Annotated in this window: 14 protein-coding genes and 1 pseudogene; 4 read left to right on the forward strand and 11 right to left on the reverse strand. The window is 64.4% G+C overall.

Annotation, left to right across the window (positions count from 1 at the left end; genetic code table 11):
* The first annotated feature begins 16 nt into the window (after nucleotides 1-16).
* Complete coding sequence (locus CK221_RS07925; RefSeq protein ID WP_095777315.1) at nucleotides 17-1,657, forward strand: tetratricopeptide repeat-containing sulfotransferase family protein; 1,641 nt, start codon at nucleotides 17-19, stop codon at nucleotides 1,655-1,657.
* A 143-nt stretch (nucleotides 1,658-1,800) separates the two neighbouring features.
* Here the strand turns inward: CK221_RS07925 and CK221_RS07930 are convergent, their stop codons facing one another.
* From CK221_RS07930 to CK221_RS07960, 6 genes and pseudogenes are all read right to left on the reverse strand, one after another.
* On the reverse strand, nucleotides 1,801-2,154 hold the full coding sequence (locus CK221_RS07930; protein ID WP_095777316.1) for a DUF1428 family protein: 354 nt from the start codon (nucleotides 2,152-2,154) through the stop codon (nucleotides 1,801-1,803).
* 109 nt (nucleotides 2,155-2,263) lie between these two features.
* Entirely contained in the window at nucleotides 2,264-2,680 is a 417-nt protein-coding gene (locus CK221_RS07935) for a glyoxalase/bleomycin resistance/extradiol dioxygenase family protein (RefSeq protein WP_066994423.1), read from the reverse strand.
* 163 nt (nucleotides 2,681-2,843) lie between these two features.
* The gene (locus CK221_RS07940; protein ID WP_066994426.1) at nucleotides 2,844-3,026 is read right to left on the reverse strand and encodes a hypothetical protein; all 183 of its coding nucleotides are present in this window, start codon (nucleotides 3,024-3,026) and stop codon (nucleotides 2,844-2,846) included.
* A 158-nt stretch (nucleotides 3,027-3,184) separates the two neighbouring features.
* A pseudogene (locus tag CK221_RS07945) lies at nucleotides 3,185-4,710 on the reverse strand (ABC-F family ATP-binding cassette domain-containing protein).
* A 391-nt stretch (nucleotides 4,711-5,101) separates the two neighbouring features.
* Nucleotides 5,102-8,179 (reverse strand): excinuclease ABC subunit UvrB, encoded by a 3,078-nt coding sequence (uvrB, locus tag CK221_RS07955; protein WP_095777317.1) that lies wholly within the window; start codon nucleotides 8,177-8,179, stop codon nucleotides 5,102-5,104.
* 118 nt (nucleotides 8,180-8,297) lie between these two features.
* On the reverse strand, nucleotides 8,298-9,548 hold the full coding sequence (locus CK221_RS07960) for a hypothetical protein (protein WP_095777318.1): 1,251 nt from the start codon (nucleotides 9,546-9,548) through the stop codon (nucleotides 8,298-8,300).
* A 118-nt stretch (nucleotides 9,549-9,666) separates the two neighbouring features.
* On the opposite strand from CK221_RS07960, the gene CK221_RS07965 reads away from it, so the two are divergent.
* Nucleotides 9,667-10,710, forward strand: coding sequence for a CapA family protein (locus CK221_RS07965; RefSeq protein ID WP_095777319.1), 1,044 nt, complete (start codon nucleotides 9,667-9,669; stop codon nucleotides 10,708-10,710).
* A gap of 74 nt (nucleotides 10,711-10,784) precedes the next feature.
* Here CK221_RS07965 and CK221_RS07970 read toward each other — a convergent pair whose 3' ends face one another.
* Nucleotides 10,785-11,309 carry a DUF2314 domain-containing protein gene (locus CK221_RS07970; protein WP_348628426.1) on the reverse strand — a complete coding sequence of 175 codons (525 nt, stop codon included), beginning with the start codon at nucleotides 11,307-11,309 and terminating at the stop codon, nucleotides 10,785-10,787.
* A gap of 250 nt (nucleotides 11,310-11,559) precedes the next feature.
* On the opposite strand from CK221_RS07970, the gene CK221_RS07975 reads away from it, so the two are divergent.
* Nucleotides 11,560-12,048, forward strand: a complete 489-nt coding sequence (locus CK221_RS07975) for a hypothetical protein (RefSeq protein ID WP_245430587.1) — start codon at nucleotides 11,560-11,562, stop codon at nucleotides 12,046-12,048.
* Nucleotides 12,049-12,104: 56 nt separating this feature from the next.
* Here CK221_RS07975 and CK221_RS07980 read toward each other — a convergent pair whose 3' ends face one another.
* Nucleotides 12,105-12,626 carry a hypothetical protein gene (locus CK221_RS07980; protein WP_095777320.1) on the reverse strand — a complete coding sequence of 174 codons (522 nt, stop codon included), beginning with the start codon at nucleotides 12,624-12,626 and terminating at the stop codon, nucleotides 12,105-12,107.
* An 829-nt stretch (nucleotides 12,627-13,455) separates the two neighbouring features.
* On the opposite strand from CK221_RS07980, the gene CK221_RS07985 reads away from it, so the two are divergent.
* Nucleotides 13,456-14,394, forward strand: coding sequence for a diacylglycerol kinase family protein (locus CK221_RS07985; RefSeq protein WP_095777321.1), 939 nt, complete (start codon nucleotides 13,456-13,458; stop codon nucleotides 14,392-14,394).
* A 72-nt stretch (nucleotides 14,395-14,466) separates the two neighbouring features.
* Here CK221_RS07985 and CK221_RS07990 read toward each other — a convergent pair whose 3' ends face one another.
* The 3 genes from CK221_RS07990 to CK221_RS08000 are packed head-to-tail and all read right to left on the reverse strand — an operon-like array spanning nucleotide 14,467 to nucleotide 18,211.
* Nucleotides 14,467-15,390 (reverse strand): NAD(P)-dependent oxidoreductase, encoded by a 924-nt coding sequence (locus CK221_RS07990; protein ID WP_095777322.1) that lies wholly within the window; start codon nucleotides 15,388-15,390, stop codon nucleotides 14,467-14,469.
* Nucleotides 15,387-16,598 (reverse strand): mandelate racemase/muconate lactonizing enzyme family protein, encoded by a 1,212-nt coding sequence (locus CK221_RS07995; RefSeq protein ID WP_095777323.1) that lies wholly within the window; start codon nucleotides 16,596-16,598, stop codon nucleotides 15,387-15,389. Before CK221_RS07995 ends, CK221_RS07990 begins: the two co-directional genes overlap by 4 nt.
* On the reverse strand, nucleotides 16,595-18,211 hold the full coding sequence (locus CK221_RS08000) for a GMC family oxidoreductase N-terminal domain-containing protein (RefSeq protein ID WP_095777324.1): 1,617 nt from the start codon (nucleotides 18,209-18,211) through the stop codon (nucleotides 16,595-16,597). The genes CK221_RS07995 and CK221_RS08000 overlap by 4 nt, the downstream gene beginning before the upstream one ends.
* Nucleotides 18,212-18,250 lie beyond the last annotated feature (39 nt).

The following is an 18,250-nucleotide window of genomic DNA, read 5'->3' on the forward strand; positions in this document are numbered from 1 at the left end:
CCCCCTCGATGCCTATGTGCAGCGGGCGCTGCAGCTGCACCAGGCAGGACGGCGGCAGGAGGCGGAGTCGCTTTACCGGCAGGTGCTGGGGCAGCAGCCTAATCATGCCGCCGCGCTGCATTTCCTCGGGCTCCTCCTGCACCAGACCGGTCGCAGCGAGGAAGGGCTGGACCTCATCGAGCAGTCGGTCACGCTGCAGCCCCAAAATGCCGATTTCCTCAACAACATGGGCACGGTGATGCGCGACCTCGGCCGCGTTGCCGCCGCCGTCGATTTCTTCCGCGGCGCGGTGGACATCCGCCCGGACCAACTCGCGGCGCGCGACAATCTCGGCTCGTCGCTGAAGCAGCTCGGCCAGCTCGAGGGCGCTGAGGAGATCTACCGCGGCACGATCGGCCGCAACCCGTTCCATGTCCGCGCCCGCATCGGCCTTGCCGAAACGCTGCAGGAAGCCGGGCGGCTCGATGAGGCGATTGCGCTCTTCCGCGAGTCGCTGTCGATCCGGCCCAAGGATGCCGAGCTGCTCTACGGGCTGGGCGTCGCCCTGATGGAGAAGGGCAAGCTCGCCGAGGCCGCCGATCTTGCCCGCCAGGCGGTGGCGATCGCTCCGGCGATGGCGAAAGCCTGGCTTCTGCTGACCCAGGTCAAGCGCCAGACCGAGCGCGACGCCGAGCTTGCCGGCATGGAGGCCGAGCACGCCAAGGCGCCGCAGGACAGCCTTGCGCGCATGCAGCTTTCCTTCGGCCTCGGCAAGGCCAATGACGATCTGAAGGATTATGGCCGCGCCTTCGACTATTTCGCCGAGGGCAATGCGATCCGCCGGAAGGGCATCGATTACGACCCGGTGAGAACGCGCGACGAGTTCGAAGCGATGAAGTCGGCCTTCGACAAGGCCTTCTTCGAAAAGCACAGGCCGAGCGACATTTCCGACGACACGCCGATCTTCGTCGTCGGCATGCCGCGTTCCGGCACGACGCTGGTCGAGCAGATCATCGCCAGCCATCCGCAGGTCTTTGGCGCGGGCGAGCTCAGCATCCTGAAGTCGGTCGTCGGCAAGCAGTTTCCGATGAGCATGCCGGGCGGTTTTCCCTCAGGGATAGCCGACATGCCGGACAAGGCCTTTGCCGAGGCCGGGCAGGCCTATATCGACATGCTGCATGCCCGGTATCCGGGCTTCCGCCATGTCACCGACAAGATGCCGGGCAACTTCCTGCTGGTCGGCTTCCTGCACATGATGCTGCCGAAGGCGAAGATCGTGCATTGCGCGCGCGACGCCGCGGCCACGTGCCTGTCGATCTTCAAAGTGCATTTCCGCGGCGACAGCCATCGTTACGGCTACGATCTCGGCGAGCTCGCCGATTTCCATAACCTCTACACCGATATCATGGCGCATTGGCACAAAGTTCTGCCCGGCGTCGTCCACGACGTCCGCTACGAGGATTTCGTCGCCGATCAGGAAGGCCAGACGCGGGCGCTGATGGCGCATCTCGGCCTGCCTTGGGACGACAAGGTGCTGGCGTTCCACGAGACCGACCGGCCGGTGCGCACGGCGTCGGCCGCGCAGGTGCGCCAGCCGATGTATCAGGGCTCGGTCGACCTGTGGAAGCGTTATGGGGAGCGGCTGAAGCCGCTGCTCGTCAAGCTCCAGAACGGATAGGGCCGGGTTGGACTGGTAGGCCCGCTTGCTCTCAGCCATCGCAGGCCTGTGAGATTAGCCGCTGCCTCGCAACCTCGTCATTCCAGGGGGAAGCAGGAGCTCCGCTCCTGCTCCGCCCTGGATGAGGACCGAATCGGCTGTGCTCAAACCTCGATAAATGGCTGGAAGCCGCCGAAGATCATGCGCTTGCCGTCGAAGGGCATTGTTGACCAGTCCATCTTGAGACGTTCGTCGGCCATCACTTTCGCCATGACCGCGTCGCGGCTCTGCCTGGATTCGTAAACGACCCAGGCAAAGATGACGACTTCGTCATCCTTCGCTTGCACGGCGCGCGGGAACGAGGTCAGTTCGCCATAGGGCACGTCGTCGCCGATGCATTCGACATAGGCGAGCGCGCCGTGCTCCTTCCAGACGGCGCCGGCATTCGCAGCCATTTTCTTGTAGTCATCGAGATTTGCCTTCGGCACGGCAAGCACGAAACCATCGATATAGGACATGGGTAAACTCCTTCGCTGAAAACGAGCGCCGGGCCGGCGGGGATACGACCCGGCGCGGGTGAGCGCGTCAGCCCTAGGATTGGCGGGCGACGCTTGCTCGCTCGGAAACCTATTTTACCGGCGCGTTCATCGCCCAGGCGACGCCGAAGGGATCCTTCACCTGGCCCCAGCGGTCGCCCCAGAACATTACCTGGAGGGGCGTGACGACTTCGCAGCCGGCGTCTACCGCGCGCTTCCACCAGGCATCGACGTCGTCACTACCGAGATGGAGCTGGAGCGTATAACCCTGCGCCGCCTGATGCGGATGGCCGTGCTCGGGATAGGCGTCGCCCAGCATGAGCGTCGAGCCGTTGACATAGAGATGGATATGCATGGTGCGGCCCTTGTCGTCCGGCGGATAGGCAAAGACTTCCTCGGCCCCGAAAGCCTTCTTGTAGAACTCGGCCGCCTTGATGGCGCCGTCGACCTGCAGATAGGGGGTCAATCCGCCAAGAACTTTGGCGCGGGGCGGGTTCTGGTCGGTCATTTCACGTGTTCCTCTTCACGGGTTGATTGGGCGTTGCGATCAAAAGACGGACGAGGCGACAGCAATCCTACACGGGCAGCGGAATTTTTTTAGCGGGGCCGGGCCCGGACCGGCCGCGCAGCCGGTGAAGCCGATGACCGTCGCATGAACCCGTTGGTCACTTTCAAATGACGTCGGTCGAGAAGGTGGCTGTGCAGCGGCCGTTTCGCGTGTCGAGAATTTCCGGAAAACCGATGTCCTTGCGCAGGTCGGCCGGCAGCGAAAGCAGAATGCGCTCGCTGCGGTAGCGGGCGCGCGCCGCCGCATATTGGCTGGCGATGCGGCTGATGGATGACAAGATGGACATGATAAACTCTCCCTGGTTGGTGCCGTCAGCATCGTGTCGGCATCCCAAGGACGAGGAATGCTGCGGCAATCCGACAGGTCGCCCGAATTTTTCATGCGCGCCCGGAAAGCCGGCCCGTATAGGCCGGCGCCCCGTCTAGACTGGCCTTGTCGTGGCTATCAGTGCTCCGTCGCGGCCACCGAGCGGAAGAACCCTTCGGGACTGTCGACTTCGGTCAGCCGCCGCTTCTCGATCAGCCAGAACCGATTGCCGATCGCGCGGATGAAGGAGCGGTCGTGCGAGGCGAGCAGGCAGCTTGCCTGATGCTTCAGCAACTCGTCCTCCAGCGCTTCCTGGCCGTCAATGTCGAGGTGATTGGTCGGCTCGTCGAGGAGGTAGAAATTGGGGTTGAGAAGCCGCAGCACCAGCAACATCAGCCTCGACCGCTGTCCGCCCGACAACGCGGCGATCCTTTTCTCCTGCATCTCTATGGCGACGCCGGCGCCGGCGAGAAGCGAGCGCGCCCGCTGTTCGCCGATCTCGAAGCGGCGCGAGACCATCGCCAGCGGGGTGTCGCCGCCGCCGATGCCGGTCAGCGCCTGGTCGGTGTAGCCGAGCACAGTCGACGGCGTCACCTTGATGCTTTCTTCTGACCCCGGTTCGGCGATGGCGGCGCGGATCATCGCAATGAAGCGCGATTTGCCGACACCGTTGCGGCCGAGCAGCACGATGCGGTCGCCTTGGCAGATATGGCGCTTGCCGGTCCTGAACAGCAGCGTGCCGTCGGGCGTTTCGACCGCCGCGTCGTCGAGCGTGATCAGCACCTTGGCGTGAGTGCCGCGGTTCGCCAATCGGATCGCGCCGGCCGAACGCTCGCGATGCGCTGCCACGGCTGCATCTTCCAGCCTTTCGGCCCGCTCCCTGAGCTGCTTGGTTTTGACCGTCAGCAGGTCGCTGCCGGAATTGATGCCGATGTTGTTGAGCTTGGCTGCCTGGCGGCGCAACTGCTGCGCGACCTTCATGTCGCGCTCGAACCGCCGGGCCGTCGAGGCGTCGACCTCGTCGAGCGCCCGCCGGGCGCGCGAATAGGGCAGCGAAAACACCGGCGATTCTTCCGGGCGCAGGAAGAGCGTGCGGTTGGTGGTGGCGTCGAGAAAGGCGCGGTCGTGGCTGGCGATGATCACCGGCACCTCGCGTGGCAGCGCGTTGAGCCAGGTTTCGAGCTGGCCGATCTTGGCGAGGTCGAGATGGTTGGTCGGTTCGTCGAGCAGAAGCACGTCCGGGTCGGTGACCCAGACGCGGGCGATCAGCGCCAGCCTTTGCCAGCCGCCGCTCAAGGCCCGCATCGGCCTGTCGCGCATGTCCTCGGGCACATCGAGCGAATCCAGCACCACGTCGACGCGCCAGAGCTCGCTGCCAAGCTGCTCCGGCGGCAAGGCATCGGCAACCACCTGATGGAAGCTACGGTCGAGCTGCGCGCCGGGGACGGATTGCTCGACATGGCCGACGCGCAAGCCGCGCGTCCGGGTGATGTCGCCGCTCGTGGCGGCCAGATCGCCCGCCAGGCATCTGAGCAGGGTGGTTTTGCCACGGCCGTTCGCCGCGAGGATGCCCAGCCGGTCGCCGGCACCGATGATGAGGTCGAGGTGGAGAAGAGCGGCGCACTCATGGTGACGCCGAGGGATTTGAGGCTGATCAGGGCCATGTCGATTTCTCTGGTCTTGCCGGAGCCCGGCTCAATGCACTTTGACGGTGCGCCGGTAGGCCATCAGGCCGAGATCAGCGGCACCACGAAGGGCAGACCAAAAATCGAAGCGGGGGAAAATTCCCGGACCGTCCTGGTCAGCCCTGCAAGCAAGCTCGCAGGGCACAGACAGGGCCGCGCTGACGGTGGTGATCGATAGACACGCAGCCCTCCTTTCCAGATGTTCGAGTTGGGGAAACTGGTACACCTGGGGAGGGGGCATGGCAAGGGGCGGCAGGACAGAGCGGGGGCGCTGAAACTACCGATCTCCCCTCTTGTGGGCCCATTGTGGGCGAGATGTCCGGCAGGACAGAGCGCTGTCCCGCCGGCAACATATCAATCTCTTCAGAAATCAGTGCCCCGGCCGCCCAGTCTTGCTCGGCCGGCGCTTTTGACGGCGCTCATCGGCTGCGTCTTCGTAAGAGCCGATGCCAGAGCGCTGGCGGACGATGGGTTTATCGTCGCGTTCCTTCGCGCCCCCCTCTGTCCTGCCGGACATCTCCCCCACAAGGGGGGAGATTGGCCGTGGCTTCGTAGGCACCGTTCCTTCGACGGGTTTTTCGGTCCGGCGCACCGTCATCTCGTCGAGCGAGTTCTTGCGGAACAGCGACCCCGTGCGGTCGCCCGGGATGCCGAAGTCGGAGCCATGCGCTTCCTGCGCCGATTGCTTCTTGAACAGCGAACGCGAGACCGCGCCAGCCGGCGTCGGCATGTCGGTGCCCGGTCCCATGTCGTCGATCGACGGCTTGGCGAAAAGCGGATTCTTCACCGGCACCGCGCCGTCGGCGCCCATCTCGTCGAGATGCGGCTTGCGGAACAGGCCCTTGGCGTCGTCATCGACGGAGCGGTGCACCGCACGTCCCTTGTTGTGCCTGCCTTTCTCGCGGCCGGAAACCGGGCTTTCCATATCGGCGTAGCGGGCAAGCGGGTCGTCCGAGATGGACAGTTCCATCTCCCGCAGCCGCTTGATCTCGTCGCGGATGCGGGCGGCCTTCTCGAAGTCGAGATTGGCGGCGGCATCGCGCATCTGCTTGTCCAGCGCCTCGAGATGGGTTTTCAGATTGTTGCCGATCATGGCGCCGGCATCGTCGGTGAACTGCGAGATGTCGGCGCGCACGTGGTCCTTCTCGTAGACGGAATCGAGGATGTCGGCGATGCGCGACTTGACCGATTCCGGCGTGATGCCGTTGGCCGCGTTCCACTCCATCTGCTTCTCGCGGCGGCGGTTGGTCTCCGCCATCGCCCGTTCCATCGAGCCGGTGATCTGGTCGGCGTAGAGGATGACCTTGCCGTCGACGTTGCGCGCGGCGCGGCCGATCGTCTGGATCAGCGAGGTCTCGGAGCGCAAAAAACCTTCCTTGTCGGCGTCGAGGATGGCGACGAAGCCGCATTCGGGAATGTCGAGGCCTTCGCGGAGCAGGTTGATGCCGACCAGCACGTCGAAGGCGCCGAGGCGCAGGTCGCGCAGGATCTCGATGCGCTCCAGCGTGTCGATGTCGGAATGCATGTAGCGGACTCGAATGCCGTTCTCATGCAGATATTCGGTGAGGTCTTCGGCCATGCGCTTTGTGAGAACCGTGACCAGCGTACGGTAGCCCAGCCTGGTCGTCTCACGGATTTCGCCGACGACATCGTCGACCTGGCTCTTGGCGGGGCGCACCTCGACCGGCGGGTCGATCAGCCCGGTCGGGCGGATGACCTGCTCGGCGAAGACGCCGCCGGACTGGTCGAGCTCCCAGCCGCCCGGCGTCGCCGAGACGGCGATCGACAGCGGGCGCATGGCGTCCCATTCCTCGAAGCGCAGCGGCCGGTTGTCCATGCAGGAGGGCAGGCGGAAGCCATACTCGGCCAGCGTCGCCTTGCGGCGGAAGTCGCCGCGATACATGCCGCCGATCTGCGGCACTGTGACGTGGCTCTCGTCGATGAAGATCAGCGCATTGTCCGGCACATATTCGAACAGGGTCGGCGGCGGCTCGCCCGGCTGGCGACCGGTGAGATAGCGCGAATAATTCTCGATGCCGGCGCAGGAACCGGTCGCTTCGAGCATCTCGAGGTCGAAGCGCGTGCGCTGCTCGAGACGTTGCGCTTCAAGGAGACGGCCAGCCTTTTCAAGCTCTTGCAGGCGGTATTGCAGCTCTTCCTTGATCGACTTGATAGCCTGATTCAAGGTCGGCCGCGGCGTCACATAGTGCGAATTGGCGTAGATCTTGACGCTCTTCAGCTCACCGGTCTTCTGGCCGGTCAGCGGATCGAACTCGGTGATCGCCTCGATCTCGTCGCCGAACATCGAGATGCGCCAGGCGCGGTCTTCGAGGTGGGCCGGAAAAATCTCGATCGTGTCGCCGCGCACGCGGAACGAGCCGCGCACGAAGTTGATGTCCTGGCGCTTGTATTGCTGGGCGACGAGGTCGGCAAGCAAGGCGCGCTGGTCGAGCCGGTCACCGACCTGCATCTGGAAGGTCATCGCCGTGTAGGTCTCGACCGAGCCGATACCGTAGATGCAGGAGACGGAGGCGACGATGATGACGTCATCACGCTCCAGCAGCGAGCGCGTCGCCGAGTGGCGCATGCGGTCGATCTGCTCGTTGATCGAGGATTCCTTCTCGATATAGGTGTCGGTGCGCGGGACGTAGGCTTCCGGCTGGTAGTAGTCGTAATAGGAGACGAAATACTCGACCGCGTTTTCGGGGAAGAATTTCTTGAACTCAGCGTAGAGCTGCGCGGCCAGCGTCTTGTTCGGCGCCAGGATCAGGGCAGGGCGCTGCGTTTCCTCGATCACCTTGGCCATGGTGAAGGTCTTGCCGGAGCCGGTCACGCCGAGCAGCACCTGGGTGCGGTCGCTTTGCTCGACACCCTCGACAAGGTCCTTGATGGCGGTCGGCTGGTCGCCGGCGGGCTCGAAATCCGACACCATCTTGATGGCGATGCCGCCTTCCGATTTTTCCGGCCGGGCAGGCCGGTGCGGCGTCCAAAGCTGGCCATCCTTGTGCAGCGGATTGCCGGATTCGATGAGCCTCGACAGTGCGGCGACGGTCGCGGTCACACCGCTCGAGGAAACCTGCTCGGCGTCCTCCAGGCTGATGTCGAGGCCGGCCACCGGGTTGAGGCCGGCGGCGGCGCGTTCTTTCGCGGATGCCGCGCCGCCCATCGAGGTGCCGCGCGCCGTGCGCCCGGGCGCAGCAGAGCGCTCGGGGACCTTCTTCGGCGCTTTAGCCTTCGGCTGCTTTTGCGCCTCGCGCTCGATCTGCCCGGCCCAATCGGAGATCGAGCCGGTGAGAGGCGCGCCGGAGAACTCGCTTTGCGGTGCTTCGGCGAAGCCGCCGCGCTCCAGGGGCTCGGCGGCGTCGAGGAATTCGGTCAGCGGACTGCGCCGTTTCGGCGCGCCCTCTTGCGCCGGCGAGGGCGTTTTCTTGTCGGTGCGTTTGGCCATGGCCCGAATATGGGAGGACTCGGCCGAAATGGAAAGAGCGGAGTGAAATGGCGGGTGCGCGCTGCCGAGCCTGCTGACAGAAGGCTGTCAGGAGGCATGTCGCACGCGCGGTTTCGTTTCAGTTGAACCACAGCGCGAAGGTCAGGAAGCCGGCGCCGCCGAACTCGCGCTGAATCTGATTGAAATCGTCGCTGGTGAGGATTTTTCCACTTTCGAGATAAGGCGCGATGGCCGTGCCGGTGATCGACAGGACGAGGTCGAAAGGTTTCGGCTCGTCGAAGAAGCGCTTCATGTTGATGCCTTTGCCGATGATGCGGAAATGCGGCAGCAGCACGCGGCCTTCAAGAAGGTCCTCAGCCATGGTCAGGGCGGCAAGCCATGCCTGCACTTGCGCCTCGCCGACCTCGAGGCCGGTGAGCGGGTTGACGCCCTTCTGCTGCGGTCCCGGCAGCCATTCGCGGTCATTGTCGGTTTCGGCGCGTATCGCTTTCCAGTCCTCGCGCGAAAGCCGGATCATCTCCAGCAGGTGACGGCGCGCCGCCTTCCGGCGCTCCGGCTCGATCACCGGCCAGTTGACGAGATGCACCAGCGAGATGAAGTCGGCAAAGCGCCATTCCGAGGCGAAGATGCTGCCGCTCATGCCGCCATCCGGCGGGACCAGCGCGTCCTGCAGCGGCAGTTTCGCGTGCGGAAACAGCATGTGGAAAGAGCCGTCGAACATGGCTTTGAAATCATGCGCCAGCCAGAAATCGGCCTGCGCCATCAGGAACTCGGCGTAACCTTGCAGCCAGAAGCCGTCGGCGCGGTCGAAGCGGAAGGCAAGCGAAGGGGCGGCATCGCTCGCGTCGACGCCGCGTGAGAGCGAGGCCATGATCGCGGCGATGCTTTCGTCCGGCGCGATGTTGCCGTCCTCGTTGAGATCGATACCGGCATGAGCGAGGTCGACCACCATGCCGATATCGGCATCGGCGGACACCGAGCCCAGCGTGGCGGCGGATTTCTCCAGACGGTCGCGGAAAGCGATCAGGATGGCGCGGAACTTTTCATAGGTCAGCGGCTCGGGACTGGGATTGTCCGGCACGGGCAGCCGCATCAGCGGCAGCATGAAGGATTGCGGGCTCTCGAAACCGTGCCGATGCAGACCGCTGGCCAGGATTTCCAGCGCGGTAAAGAATTCGCCGGCGCCGGCGGCATAGGCCGATGCCGGATCGCCCGGTGCCGCCGCCTCCAGTGCCGCCAAGGCAGTATTCCGATCCGCTACGGTCTTCGCCTCGAACAGGGCGGCCGGGTCGGGGCTAGCCGCTTTGGCGTAAGCAAAGGGCAGGAGCAGCAAGAGTGTGAGTGCCACAAGGCCCGACAGTCGCTTCACGATGGATCCTCCCGTCCCAATCCCGCCAGCCACAATATACGGATTTGCGGCGCTTCGCCTGCAGCTTTCTCCTGTCGCGCAGACGGTCTACACACGATGGCAAACGGTTGGGCATCGCGTGTCGAATTATCCGCTCTCCTACAAATTGTCGTGGCTGCCGCGTTTTCTGAAGCCGTCGCTTGGCGGCGACAGAAACGGTTTCGCGGCGCCGGCAGCGACGCTGATGGTGCCGGGGCCAACGCAAACTGTGCGGCTTGCCTTCATCGGCGACCTGTCGGCGGTCGCCAATCGCAGGGTGCCGGAATGCGACCCTGCGATCGCGGCGCTGCTCGCTTCGGCCGATCTCGTGGTCGGCAATTGCGAAAGCCCGATCGTCGAGCGGCCGAGCGCGGTGGCGGGCACGCGGCTTGGCACGCATCACGCGATGAGCGAACGCTTCCTGGCGGATTCGCTGGCAGCCGTCGGCATTGCCCGTGACAGGATCGTGCTGTCGCTCGCCAACAATCATGTCCTCGACCAGGGCGTTGCCGGCTTCGACGAGACGGTGGCGGCGCTGAAGCGGCTCGGCATCCGCACCATCGGCACCGCGGCCGGCGGCCCGGTCCAACACCAGGCCGCCGGGCCGCTGACGATCGGCTTCGCCGCGTTCACGCTTTGGCGCAACGCTGACGAGGCCGAATTTCGGGCGCGGATTTGCATGGCGGGCGATCCGGCCGAATGGCCGCTCGGGATCCTCGCGGACGTCGACTTGCTCTGCGCGGTGCCGCATTGGGACTGGGAGTTCCGACATTTTCCGAGACCTGCGACGCGGGCACTGGCACGACGGCTGGCGGGTCGCGGCGTCCGGCTGATTGCCGGCCACCACGCCCATGTCGTACAGCCGCTCGAGCGCATCGGCGATGCGCTCGTCGCCTACGGTCTCGGCGACTTCCTCGGCACGGCTTTTGCCAGGCAGCCATGGCCCGGCCGCATCGGTTCGATCCTGGTCGTCGACGTCCGCACGGACGCAGCCGCGCGAGGCAAGATTGCCGCTTACAAACTGCATTTCTTCATGCGCCTCGCCAAAGGCGGCCATGAGCGGCTGGTGCCGGTGGAGGCGCTGGAGGAGGGATTGTTGAAGCGCAAGGTTACCGAACGCCTGAGCGCGATCTTTTCCGGCTGACAGCCGACTTCTGACCGGACCGACTGGTCGCGGCGAGCTTGCCGCAAATGCAGCTGTAATGCGTTGGATGCAGTTCAGCAGTCGAAGCCGTATTGGGTGCGCATGTAGTCCGCCTCTTCCTTGGACATTTTCTTGAACATCACGCAGACGGTGAAGCTGCCGACCTGATGGCCGTCCCTGGTGTATCCCCAGTCGGAGATATCGTCCTTGGAGAATTCGATGTTCTGGCCGAATACGACGTTGCGGACGAGTTCCGGCTCGTTCGCCAATATGCCGACAAAGCCAGTGGCGGTCCGCTTGAAGGGGATGACCCAGAAATGCTCCGTCGCATGTCCGTCGACCACCATGACCTTCAGCTTGAACCTGCCGGTTCCCGGCGGCGGCGCGTCGGACAAAGCCAGGAAGTCGTCCAGGCTGGATCGTGCCCTTGCAATCGCCGCCGCCATTTCGGCATCGTCCGGGGCTACCATCACCGTTTTGTCGTCACCCTGATCGGTGTCCTGCGCTCGAACAGGCAAGGGCGCGAGTGCCAGTAACAAGCTTAGTGTGGCGCGAACGGCAAAGGTCATGAAGCCCCCCAACTCCAGGTAGGCGCTCATCTTCCCGCATCGTGCCGGCATTATCAATCAGGCACTGCATTGTTCCGACGCGCCAGCGGCGGCCTTCGTCTGCAGCGTTCCGGTACCCCTATGGTTTTTGCCGGGTGGTCAGTCTATCCGTCACGAGCGGATGGTAACGGGAACGGAAGCGCTCTCGGTCGTCAAAGAGTCGAAAGCGCCGAGCGCCGAGAGGACAGGACATGCGAATGAAACTTGGTGCCACGGCGATGATCCCGGCGAGGATGCAGACGTGACCTTGCCCGGCGGCAAGACGGCCAGGGTGCGGCTCGACCGCAACGACTTCGCCACTTTCTCCGGCGGCAGGTTTTCCTTTGTTCATCCGAGCAGCATTTCCGTCACCAAGACGGATCTCGGCGAGAGCATCACCCAATACCTCGCTGCCTCGGCCCTCGGCACCGTCGTCGTGGTGCAGGAATACGGCAAGATGATTCCGGTGTCGCTCGATCAGCTGATGCTGCAGGAGATGACCAAGGAGTCGGTTGAGGCGGGCGCCACGCTGATACAGGAGCCGACGACCCGCAAGCTCGCCGACGGCAAGCAGTTGACCGGTATCAAGGCCACGGTGAAGACGCGTACCGACAAGGCCGATTTCGAGATCGTCGGCTTCGGTCTTGCCGATCAGGGGCTGCTGTTCATCACGCGCATCGGCGATCAGGACACCGCAACCGAGCAACCGATGATCGACAAATTCTGGCAGACGCAGAAGGTCAAACTGTAAGGCGCGCTGATATTCAAGTGCCTGGAATACCAGTTTCGTGCGCTTCCGGTGCTGGATTACAGCCCGCTCGGCACCAGTCCCGCCAGCCAGTTCGCCGATCGCTTTGCCATGTCCACCGTCGCGTTGGCCGCGCGGCCGAGATCGGTCTTGACCACGGCATAACCAGCCTTGGTGCGATAGAGCACGGGGCTGCCGCCGTCGACCGCGGCCTCGAAGGCAACAGGCCGCGCAGCTCCCGTCTCGCTGGCCGTCACCGTCGTGCCGACCGGGACGCTCGGCCGACGGCTGAGCTCGGGCGGCAGCGGGGCGATGGTTTCGACGACGCGGTTCGGCGGCCCCAGCTCCGGCCTTGACGCCTTGGCTGCGAGCTCCGAAGTCGATGCCGACCCTTTGGTGCGGCAGATGCCGGAAACCAGCGGATAATTGAAATTGCGCTGATGCAGCATCTGGCTCTTCATCGCCGCTTCGCAGTCGGCAATCGTCGCCCATTTGGCGGGAGTCTCGCCGATATACTCGCAGAGCTTGGCGTCGCAGTCGCAGCCGACAATGGTCATGGCGACAAGGGCGGTCTTGATCACGGTCTTGTCCCTTTGAACTTCGTTCCCAGGCGATCAATCGCCGGGGAACAAGGCGGGATTTGGCCGCGATTGTGAATTGAGAGTGTCGGCGCATTGCTTGGCTTGCGACTGTGGCGGGGAAGCATCAGTGGCAGATGCTGGGGAGGTGCAGGACGCTGGGAAAAGGGCCGGTGAAAGGGCAGCCCAAAAAACAGTCGGCGCTGGGATTGCTCCCAGCGCCTCCCTGTCAGATCAGGAACCGGTTACGGCAGCAACTTCCGCAAAGTCGTCGCGCCAGGCCGGCCTTGATTTTGACGGTCCTGCCAGTCGCCACCCGAAGGCAGCGTCCGTTCCAGACCACGCCGATCTCCACCCTTGCGGGCTTTGCCGGCGCACCATCGAAGGTTTCACCCGCCTTCATGGCAGCATCGGTCCGCCGTCGGCGTTCGCACGCTTTCCGCGGCACCCGTAGGTCTCGGCATCCGTCCCTCCAGCAGGCGAACCTGCTCTCGTTCTGGGCCGTACGGGCCTCAGGAAATCCGCCTTGCGCTTCTGCCTTTCGGCCGGGGCGTTCGGTAGCCGCCTGAGATGGGTTCAATGTATGCCGGGTAAGGAATTTGCGGAATAGACGCGGACCTGTGGATAGCGGGATTATCGGGGACCGATGCGACAAGTCTCGGAATTTGCGGGCCGAACGCCTTAGACAGCCTGTCCCCATTTTCCGCGGTCCTTTCGACGATGAGCCTTGCCCCGCCAGTCGGCCCGCGTTTGAATGCCGGCAAAGTGCTGTGGCGCTGCATCAGCCGAGTCGCCTTGCGCTTCCACGCAATATGCCTCGGGGGAGATCAGGTTGAAGGTCGGGGTGGTTCTCAATCCGATAGCGGGAGGGGGCAAGCTCAAGCGGCATTGGTCCGAAGCCGCCGCATCGCTCAAGAGGCATTTCGGCGATTTCGAGCTGCGCGAGACGCAGACCAGCGGCGACGCCGAGCGATTGGCAATCGACCTCGCGGCCAGCGGGTGCGATCTGGTGATCGCGGCCGGCGGCGACGGCACCGCCAGCGAGGTGGCGGACGGGCTGCTGCAGGCAGAGCATGAGACCGGCCGAACCAGCGCGCTCGGCCTTTTGCCCTGCGGCACCGGTATCGATTTCGCCAGAGGGCTCGGCCTGCCCGACGAAATCGAGGAAGCACTGGCGCGTATCGCCGGCGCCGGCGCGCGCAAGGTCGATGCCGGCCGCGTCTGCTACATCGACGACCACGGCGCGCTCGCCAGCCGTCACTTCATCAACATCGCCAGCCTCGGCCTCTCCGGCGCCACCGATCGCGCGGTCAATGCGGACAAGCGCAAGGGCAGGGTCTCGGCCAAGGCGCTGTTCTTCTGGCGCACCGTGCTCGAATTCGTCCGCTATCGCTTCCAGGAGGTCAGGATCACCATAGACGACGGCAAGCCGGTCGAGGCGCGCATGGCGCTGGTGGCGGTAGCCAACGGGAAATTCTTCGGTGGCGGCATGATGATTGCGCCGGACGCCGATCTGTCCGACGGCCAGTTCGATGTCGTCATCCTGCGCGCCGCCGGCAAGCTTGGGCTGATCCGCGACATCCGTCTCCTCTATGGCGGGCGCCACCGCAACCATCCGGCGATCACCATCCTGCGCGGTCGCAAGGTGCTGGTCGAACCGCTGGGCGACGTTGAGAAGAACGGAGCGCTGGTCGACATAGACGGCGAGTCGCCCGGTCGGATTCCGGCGACGTTCGAGATACTGCCCGGCGCATTGACGCTCAGGTGTTGAATCACCTGCCTGAAGGTTTGATTCCGCCGGTGTGATTAGGCGATTGAAATAGCTGGCTAAAGTTTTGGCGGATTACAGTTCGAGCTTGGCCGGGAAGCCTGGCGCGCGAAGCTCCGTGCCGACCGCATCCTCCAGAAGCTTGACGATCTGGGTCGACCAGGCGCCACCGCCATACTCCCGCCTGCCGACCTCGAAAATCTGGTTGACGAGTGGTGCCAGTTGCAGCGGCACGCGGAAATCCCTGGCCATGCCCAACGCGAAACCGAGATCCTTCAAGGCCAGGTCCATGGTGAAGCCGACGTCGTAGGAGCCGTTCAGGATAAGCTGGCTTTCGGTCTCGTGGACGAAGCTGTTGCCGGAAGACGCGACGATGGCGTGATAGGCTTGGGCGAGGTCGAGCCCGCCCTGGTTGGCGAGCATCAATGCCTCGCCGGCGGCGACCAAATGAATGAAGGCTAGCATGTTGGTGATGACCTTGATCACCGCCCCCGAGCCGACCGGTCCCATCAGGAACGATTTGGCGCACATTGCCTGGATCGCCGGCCGGTGGCGCTCGTAGAGCGCGGCGTCCCCTCCTACCAGCGCGGTGATCTTTCCTGCCGCCGCCAAGTGCACGCCGCCGGTGACCGGACATTCCAGCGTCTCGACACCTTTCGCCGAAGCAAGTGCGGCCAGCCGCAGGATCTCGTCGCGGCCATTGGTCGACATTTCGATCCAGGTGCCGCCGGCGGCCAGGCCGTCCAGCAATCCGTCAGAACCGGCGAGCACAGCTTCGCTCACTTTCGGCGAGGGCAGGCAGGTGATCGCATTGCCGGCGCGGGTCGCGGCATCCGCCGGGCTCGCCGCCGCCGTAGCGCCGAGCGCGACCAAACGCGCAACCGCCGCTGGGTCACGATCGAAAACGGCAACAGCGAAGCCGTGGCGCAGCAGGCTGGCGGCAAGGTTGCCGCCGAGATGACCAAGGCCGATGAAGGCGTAGGCGAGGCGCGCGGTCACGGCATCAGCGGCGTCTGCATCATCTGCAGATGCAGGTCCTTGCCGCTATAGGGGTGCGCCTCGCAGATTTTCTCGTTGAGCTCGACACCGAGGCCTGGCTCCTTCGACGGGATGACGTGGCCATCCTGCCATTCGATCTTCTTCTTGAGCAGCGTGGCGTGAAAATCGTCCCACTGCTTCAACGATTCCAGGATGAGGAAGTTGGGCAGAGTCACCGCAAGCTGGATGTTGGCGGCGCCGACGATCGGCCCGCAATAGCAATGCGGCGCGACCTGGATGTGGTAGGCCTCGGCCATGGCGGCGATCTTCTTGGTTTCGAGAATGCCGCCGGAGCGGCCGAGATCCGGCTGCAGGATGGTCGCGGCGCGGTTCTCGATGACGCGCGCGAATTCGAATTTTGTCGTCAGCCGCTCGCCGGTGGCGATAGGAATCGAGGTGCCGCGAGCGACCTGCGCCATCACCTCGGGCATGTCCGGCGGCACCGGCTCCTCGAACCACAGCGGATCGTAGGGCTCGATTGCACGGGCCATACGAAGCGCACCGGAGGCGGTGAACTGGCCATGGGTGCCGAACAGGATGTCCGCCCTGGTGCCGACCGCCTCGCGGATCGCCTTGATCATGCGGGCGGAGAGGTCGATGTCGATCAAGCGCGGCTGATGGCCGTCATAGGCCGTGTAAGGCCCGGCCGGGTCCAGCTTGACGGCGTTAAATCCCTGCTCGACATATTCCAGCGCGCAGGCCGCGGCCATGTCGGGATCGTTGTAGACGTTCTGGCCGTGGGCGTCTTCCGAATGGACGCTGCCGGTGTGCGGATAGAGATAGGTGTAGGAGCGCAGCGTCTCGTGCACCTGGCCGCCGAGCAGCTTGTAGACCGGCTTGCCGGCCTCCTTGCCGATGATGTCCCAGCAGGCCATTTCGAGTGCCGAAAAGCAGCCCATCCCGGAAACGTCGGGACGCTGGGTGAAGCCGGAGGAATAGACGCGGCGGAAGAGGTTCTCGATATCGTGCGGATCGCGGCCGATGAGGTAACGCTCGGCCATATCCTCGATCATCTTGGCAGTGACATGCGCCGAGAAGGTGGCGTTGTAGGCCTCGCCATAGCCGACCACGCCGCCATCGGTGGTGAGCTTGACGAAGATGAAATACTTGCCGCCGATGCCGGGCGGCGGGTTGCCGACAACCCAGGTCTTGACGTCGGTGACTTTCATTTCTGATCCTCCAGAACCCGCTCGGCGCCTTTCCATCCGGTGAGGATTGCGGCGGCGTTGGTGTTGCCCGTGATGTTGTCGGGAAAGATCGATGCGTCGATCACACGCAAGCCCTCGAGCCCATGCACCCGAAGCCGTGGATCGACGACGGCGCGCGAAGCGTCCGGACCCATGCGACAGGTCGAGACGGGATGGTAGACGGTGCCGGAGCGCTTCCTGAAATCCTGAATCAGATCGGCATCGGAAGTAATTGACGGACCAGGCAAAACTTCTTCCTCGATGATCTCGGCCATCGCCGGCATCGAGGCGATCTTGCGCACGAACTTCACCGCCGCCAGCATCTCGTCGACATCGGCGTTGGTCGAATAGGCGTTCGCGGTGATCTTCGGATGGTCGCGCGGATCCTTCGAGCGGATCATGATCTCGCCGCGACTCGACGGCCGGCAATTGGAAAGTCCGATGGAGAAGCCCGGCCACGGATCGGGCGTCAGGATCGGGCGCTCGCCGCTCTTGGGGATGACGGTGGAGAAGGCCTGGAAATAGAGCTGCATGTTCGGCCGCGCCATCGACGGGTCGGTGCGGAAGAAGCCGCCGGCATTGTTCATCGACAGCGACAGCGGACCGGAACGCAGCAGGATGTACTGCATGCCGACCAGCAGCTTGCCCCACCAGGGCCGCAGGATCTGGTTCAGCGTCGGCAGCTTGCCCTTGAAGGTGTAGTTGATGCCGACATGGTCTTGCAGGTTGGCCCCGACATTGTCGTTGGCGTGGACGACCGGGATGCCGAGATCGCCGAGCAGCGCCGACGGGCCGACGCCGGAGAGCTGCAGCAGTTGCGGCGAGTTGACCGAGCCGCCGGAGAGGATCACCTCGCGGCCCGCGCGGACCCTCTTGGCTTCGCCGTTTTGCTGGTACTCGACGCCGACGGCGCGCTTGCCCTCGAACAGGATTTTCGTCGCCAGCGCGTTGGTCTCGACGCGCACATTGTTGCGCTTCATCGCCGGGCGCAGGAACGCGCGGGCGGCGGACATGCGGCGGCCGTTCCTGGTGGTGATCTGGTAGACGCCGACGCCCTCCTGGGAGGCGCCGTTAAAATCCGGATTTAACGGCAGTCCGGCCTGCTGGGCGGCCGCCAGATAGCGCCTGGTCAGCGGATGCACCGCATTCGAGCAATCGGTGATGTGCAAGGGCCCGCCGACCCCGCGCCATTGATCGGCGCCGGCCTCGTTGTCCTCCAACGCTTTGAAAGCGGGGAGCAGGTCGTCATAGCTCCAGCCCGGATTGCCGGCGGCGGCCCAGGCATTGAAGTCCTCGCGCGCGCCGCGGATGAAAACCATGGCGTTGATCGAGCTCGAGCCGCCGAGCAGCTTGCCGCGCGGCCAGTGGTCGGCATTGTTGCCGAGGCCGGGATCGGGATCGGCCTTGTAGTTCCAGTTGACGGCCGGATCGAAGAAGGTCTTCCCGTAGCCGAGCGGCATCTGGACATAGAAGCGGCGATCGCTGCCGCCGGCTTCAAGCACCAAGACCGAGAAGCGGCCCGAGGCCGAGAGCCTTTCCGCGACCACCGAACCGGCCGAGCCGGAGCCGACGATAATGAAATCATAAGTCTGCATGATGCGCGGGCGGGCTCCGAGATCCGGCGCTTACCCTAG

Source organism: Mesorhizobium sp. WSM3868, from assembly GCF_002294785.1.
Classification (GTDB): Bacteria; Pseudomonadota; Alphaproteobacteria; order Rhizobiales; family Rhizobiaceae; genus Mesorhizobium.

Coding starts and splice junctions, on each gene's coding strand:
- uvrB (WP_095777317.1), bottom strand. CDS start 8,179: ATGGCCAAACGCACCGACAAGAAAACGCCCTCGCCGGCGCAAGAGGGC.
- CK221_RS08000 (WP_095777324.1), bottom strand. CDS start 18,211: ATGCAGACTTATGATTTCATTATCGTCGGCTCCGGCTCGGCCGGTTCG.
- CK221_RS07995 (WP_095777323.1), bottom strand. CDS start 16,598: ATGAAAGTCACCGACGTCAAGACCTGGGTTGTCGGCAACCCGCCGCCC.
- CK221_RS07940 (WP_066994426.1), bottom strand. CDS start 3,026: ATGTCCATCTTGTCATCCATCAGCCGCATCGCCAGCCAATATGCGGCG.
- CK221_RS07935 (WP_066994423.1), bottom strand. CDS start 2,680: ATGACCGACCAGAACCCGCCCCGCGCCAAAGTTCTTGGCGGATTGACC.
- CK221_RS07970 (WP_348628426.1), bottom strand. CDS start 11,309: ATGAGCGCCTACCTGGAGTTGGGGGGCTTCATGACCTTTGCCGTTCGC.
- CK221_RS07930 (WP_095777316.1), bottom strand. CDS start 2,154: ATGTCCTATATCGATGGTTTCGTGCTTGCCGTGCCGAAGGCAAATCTC.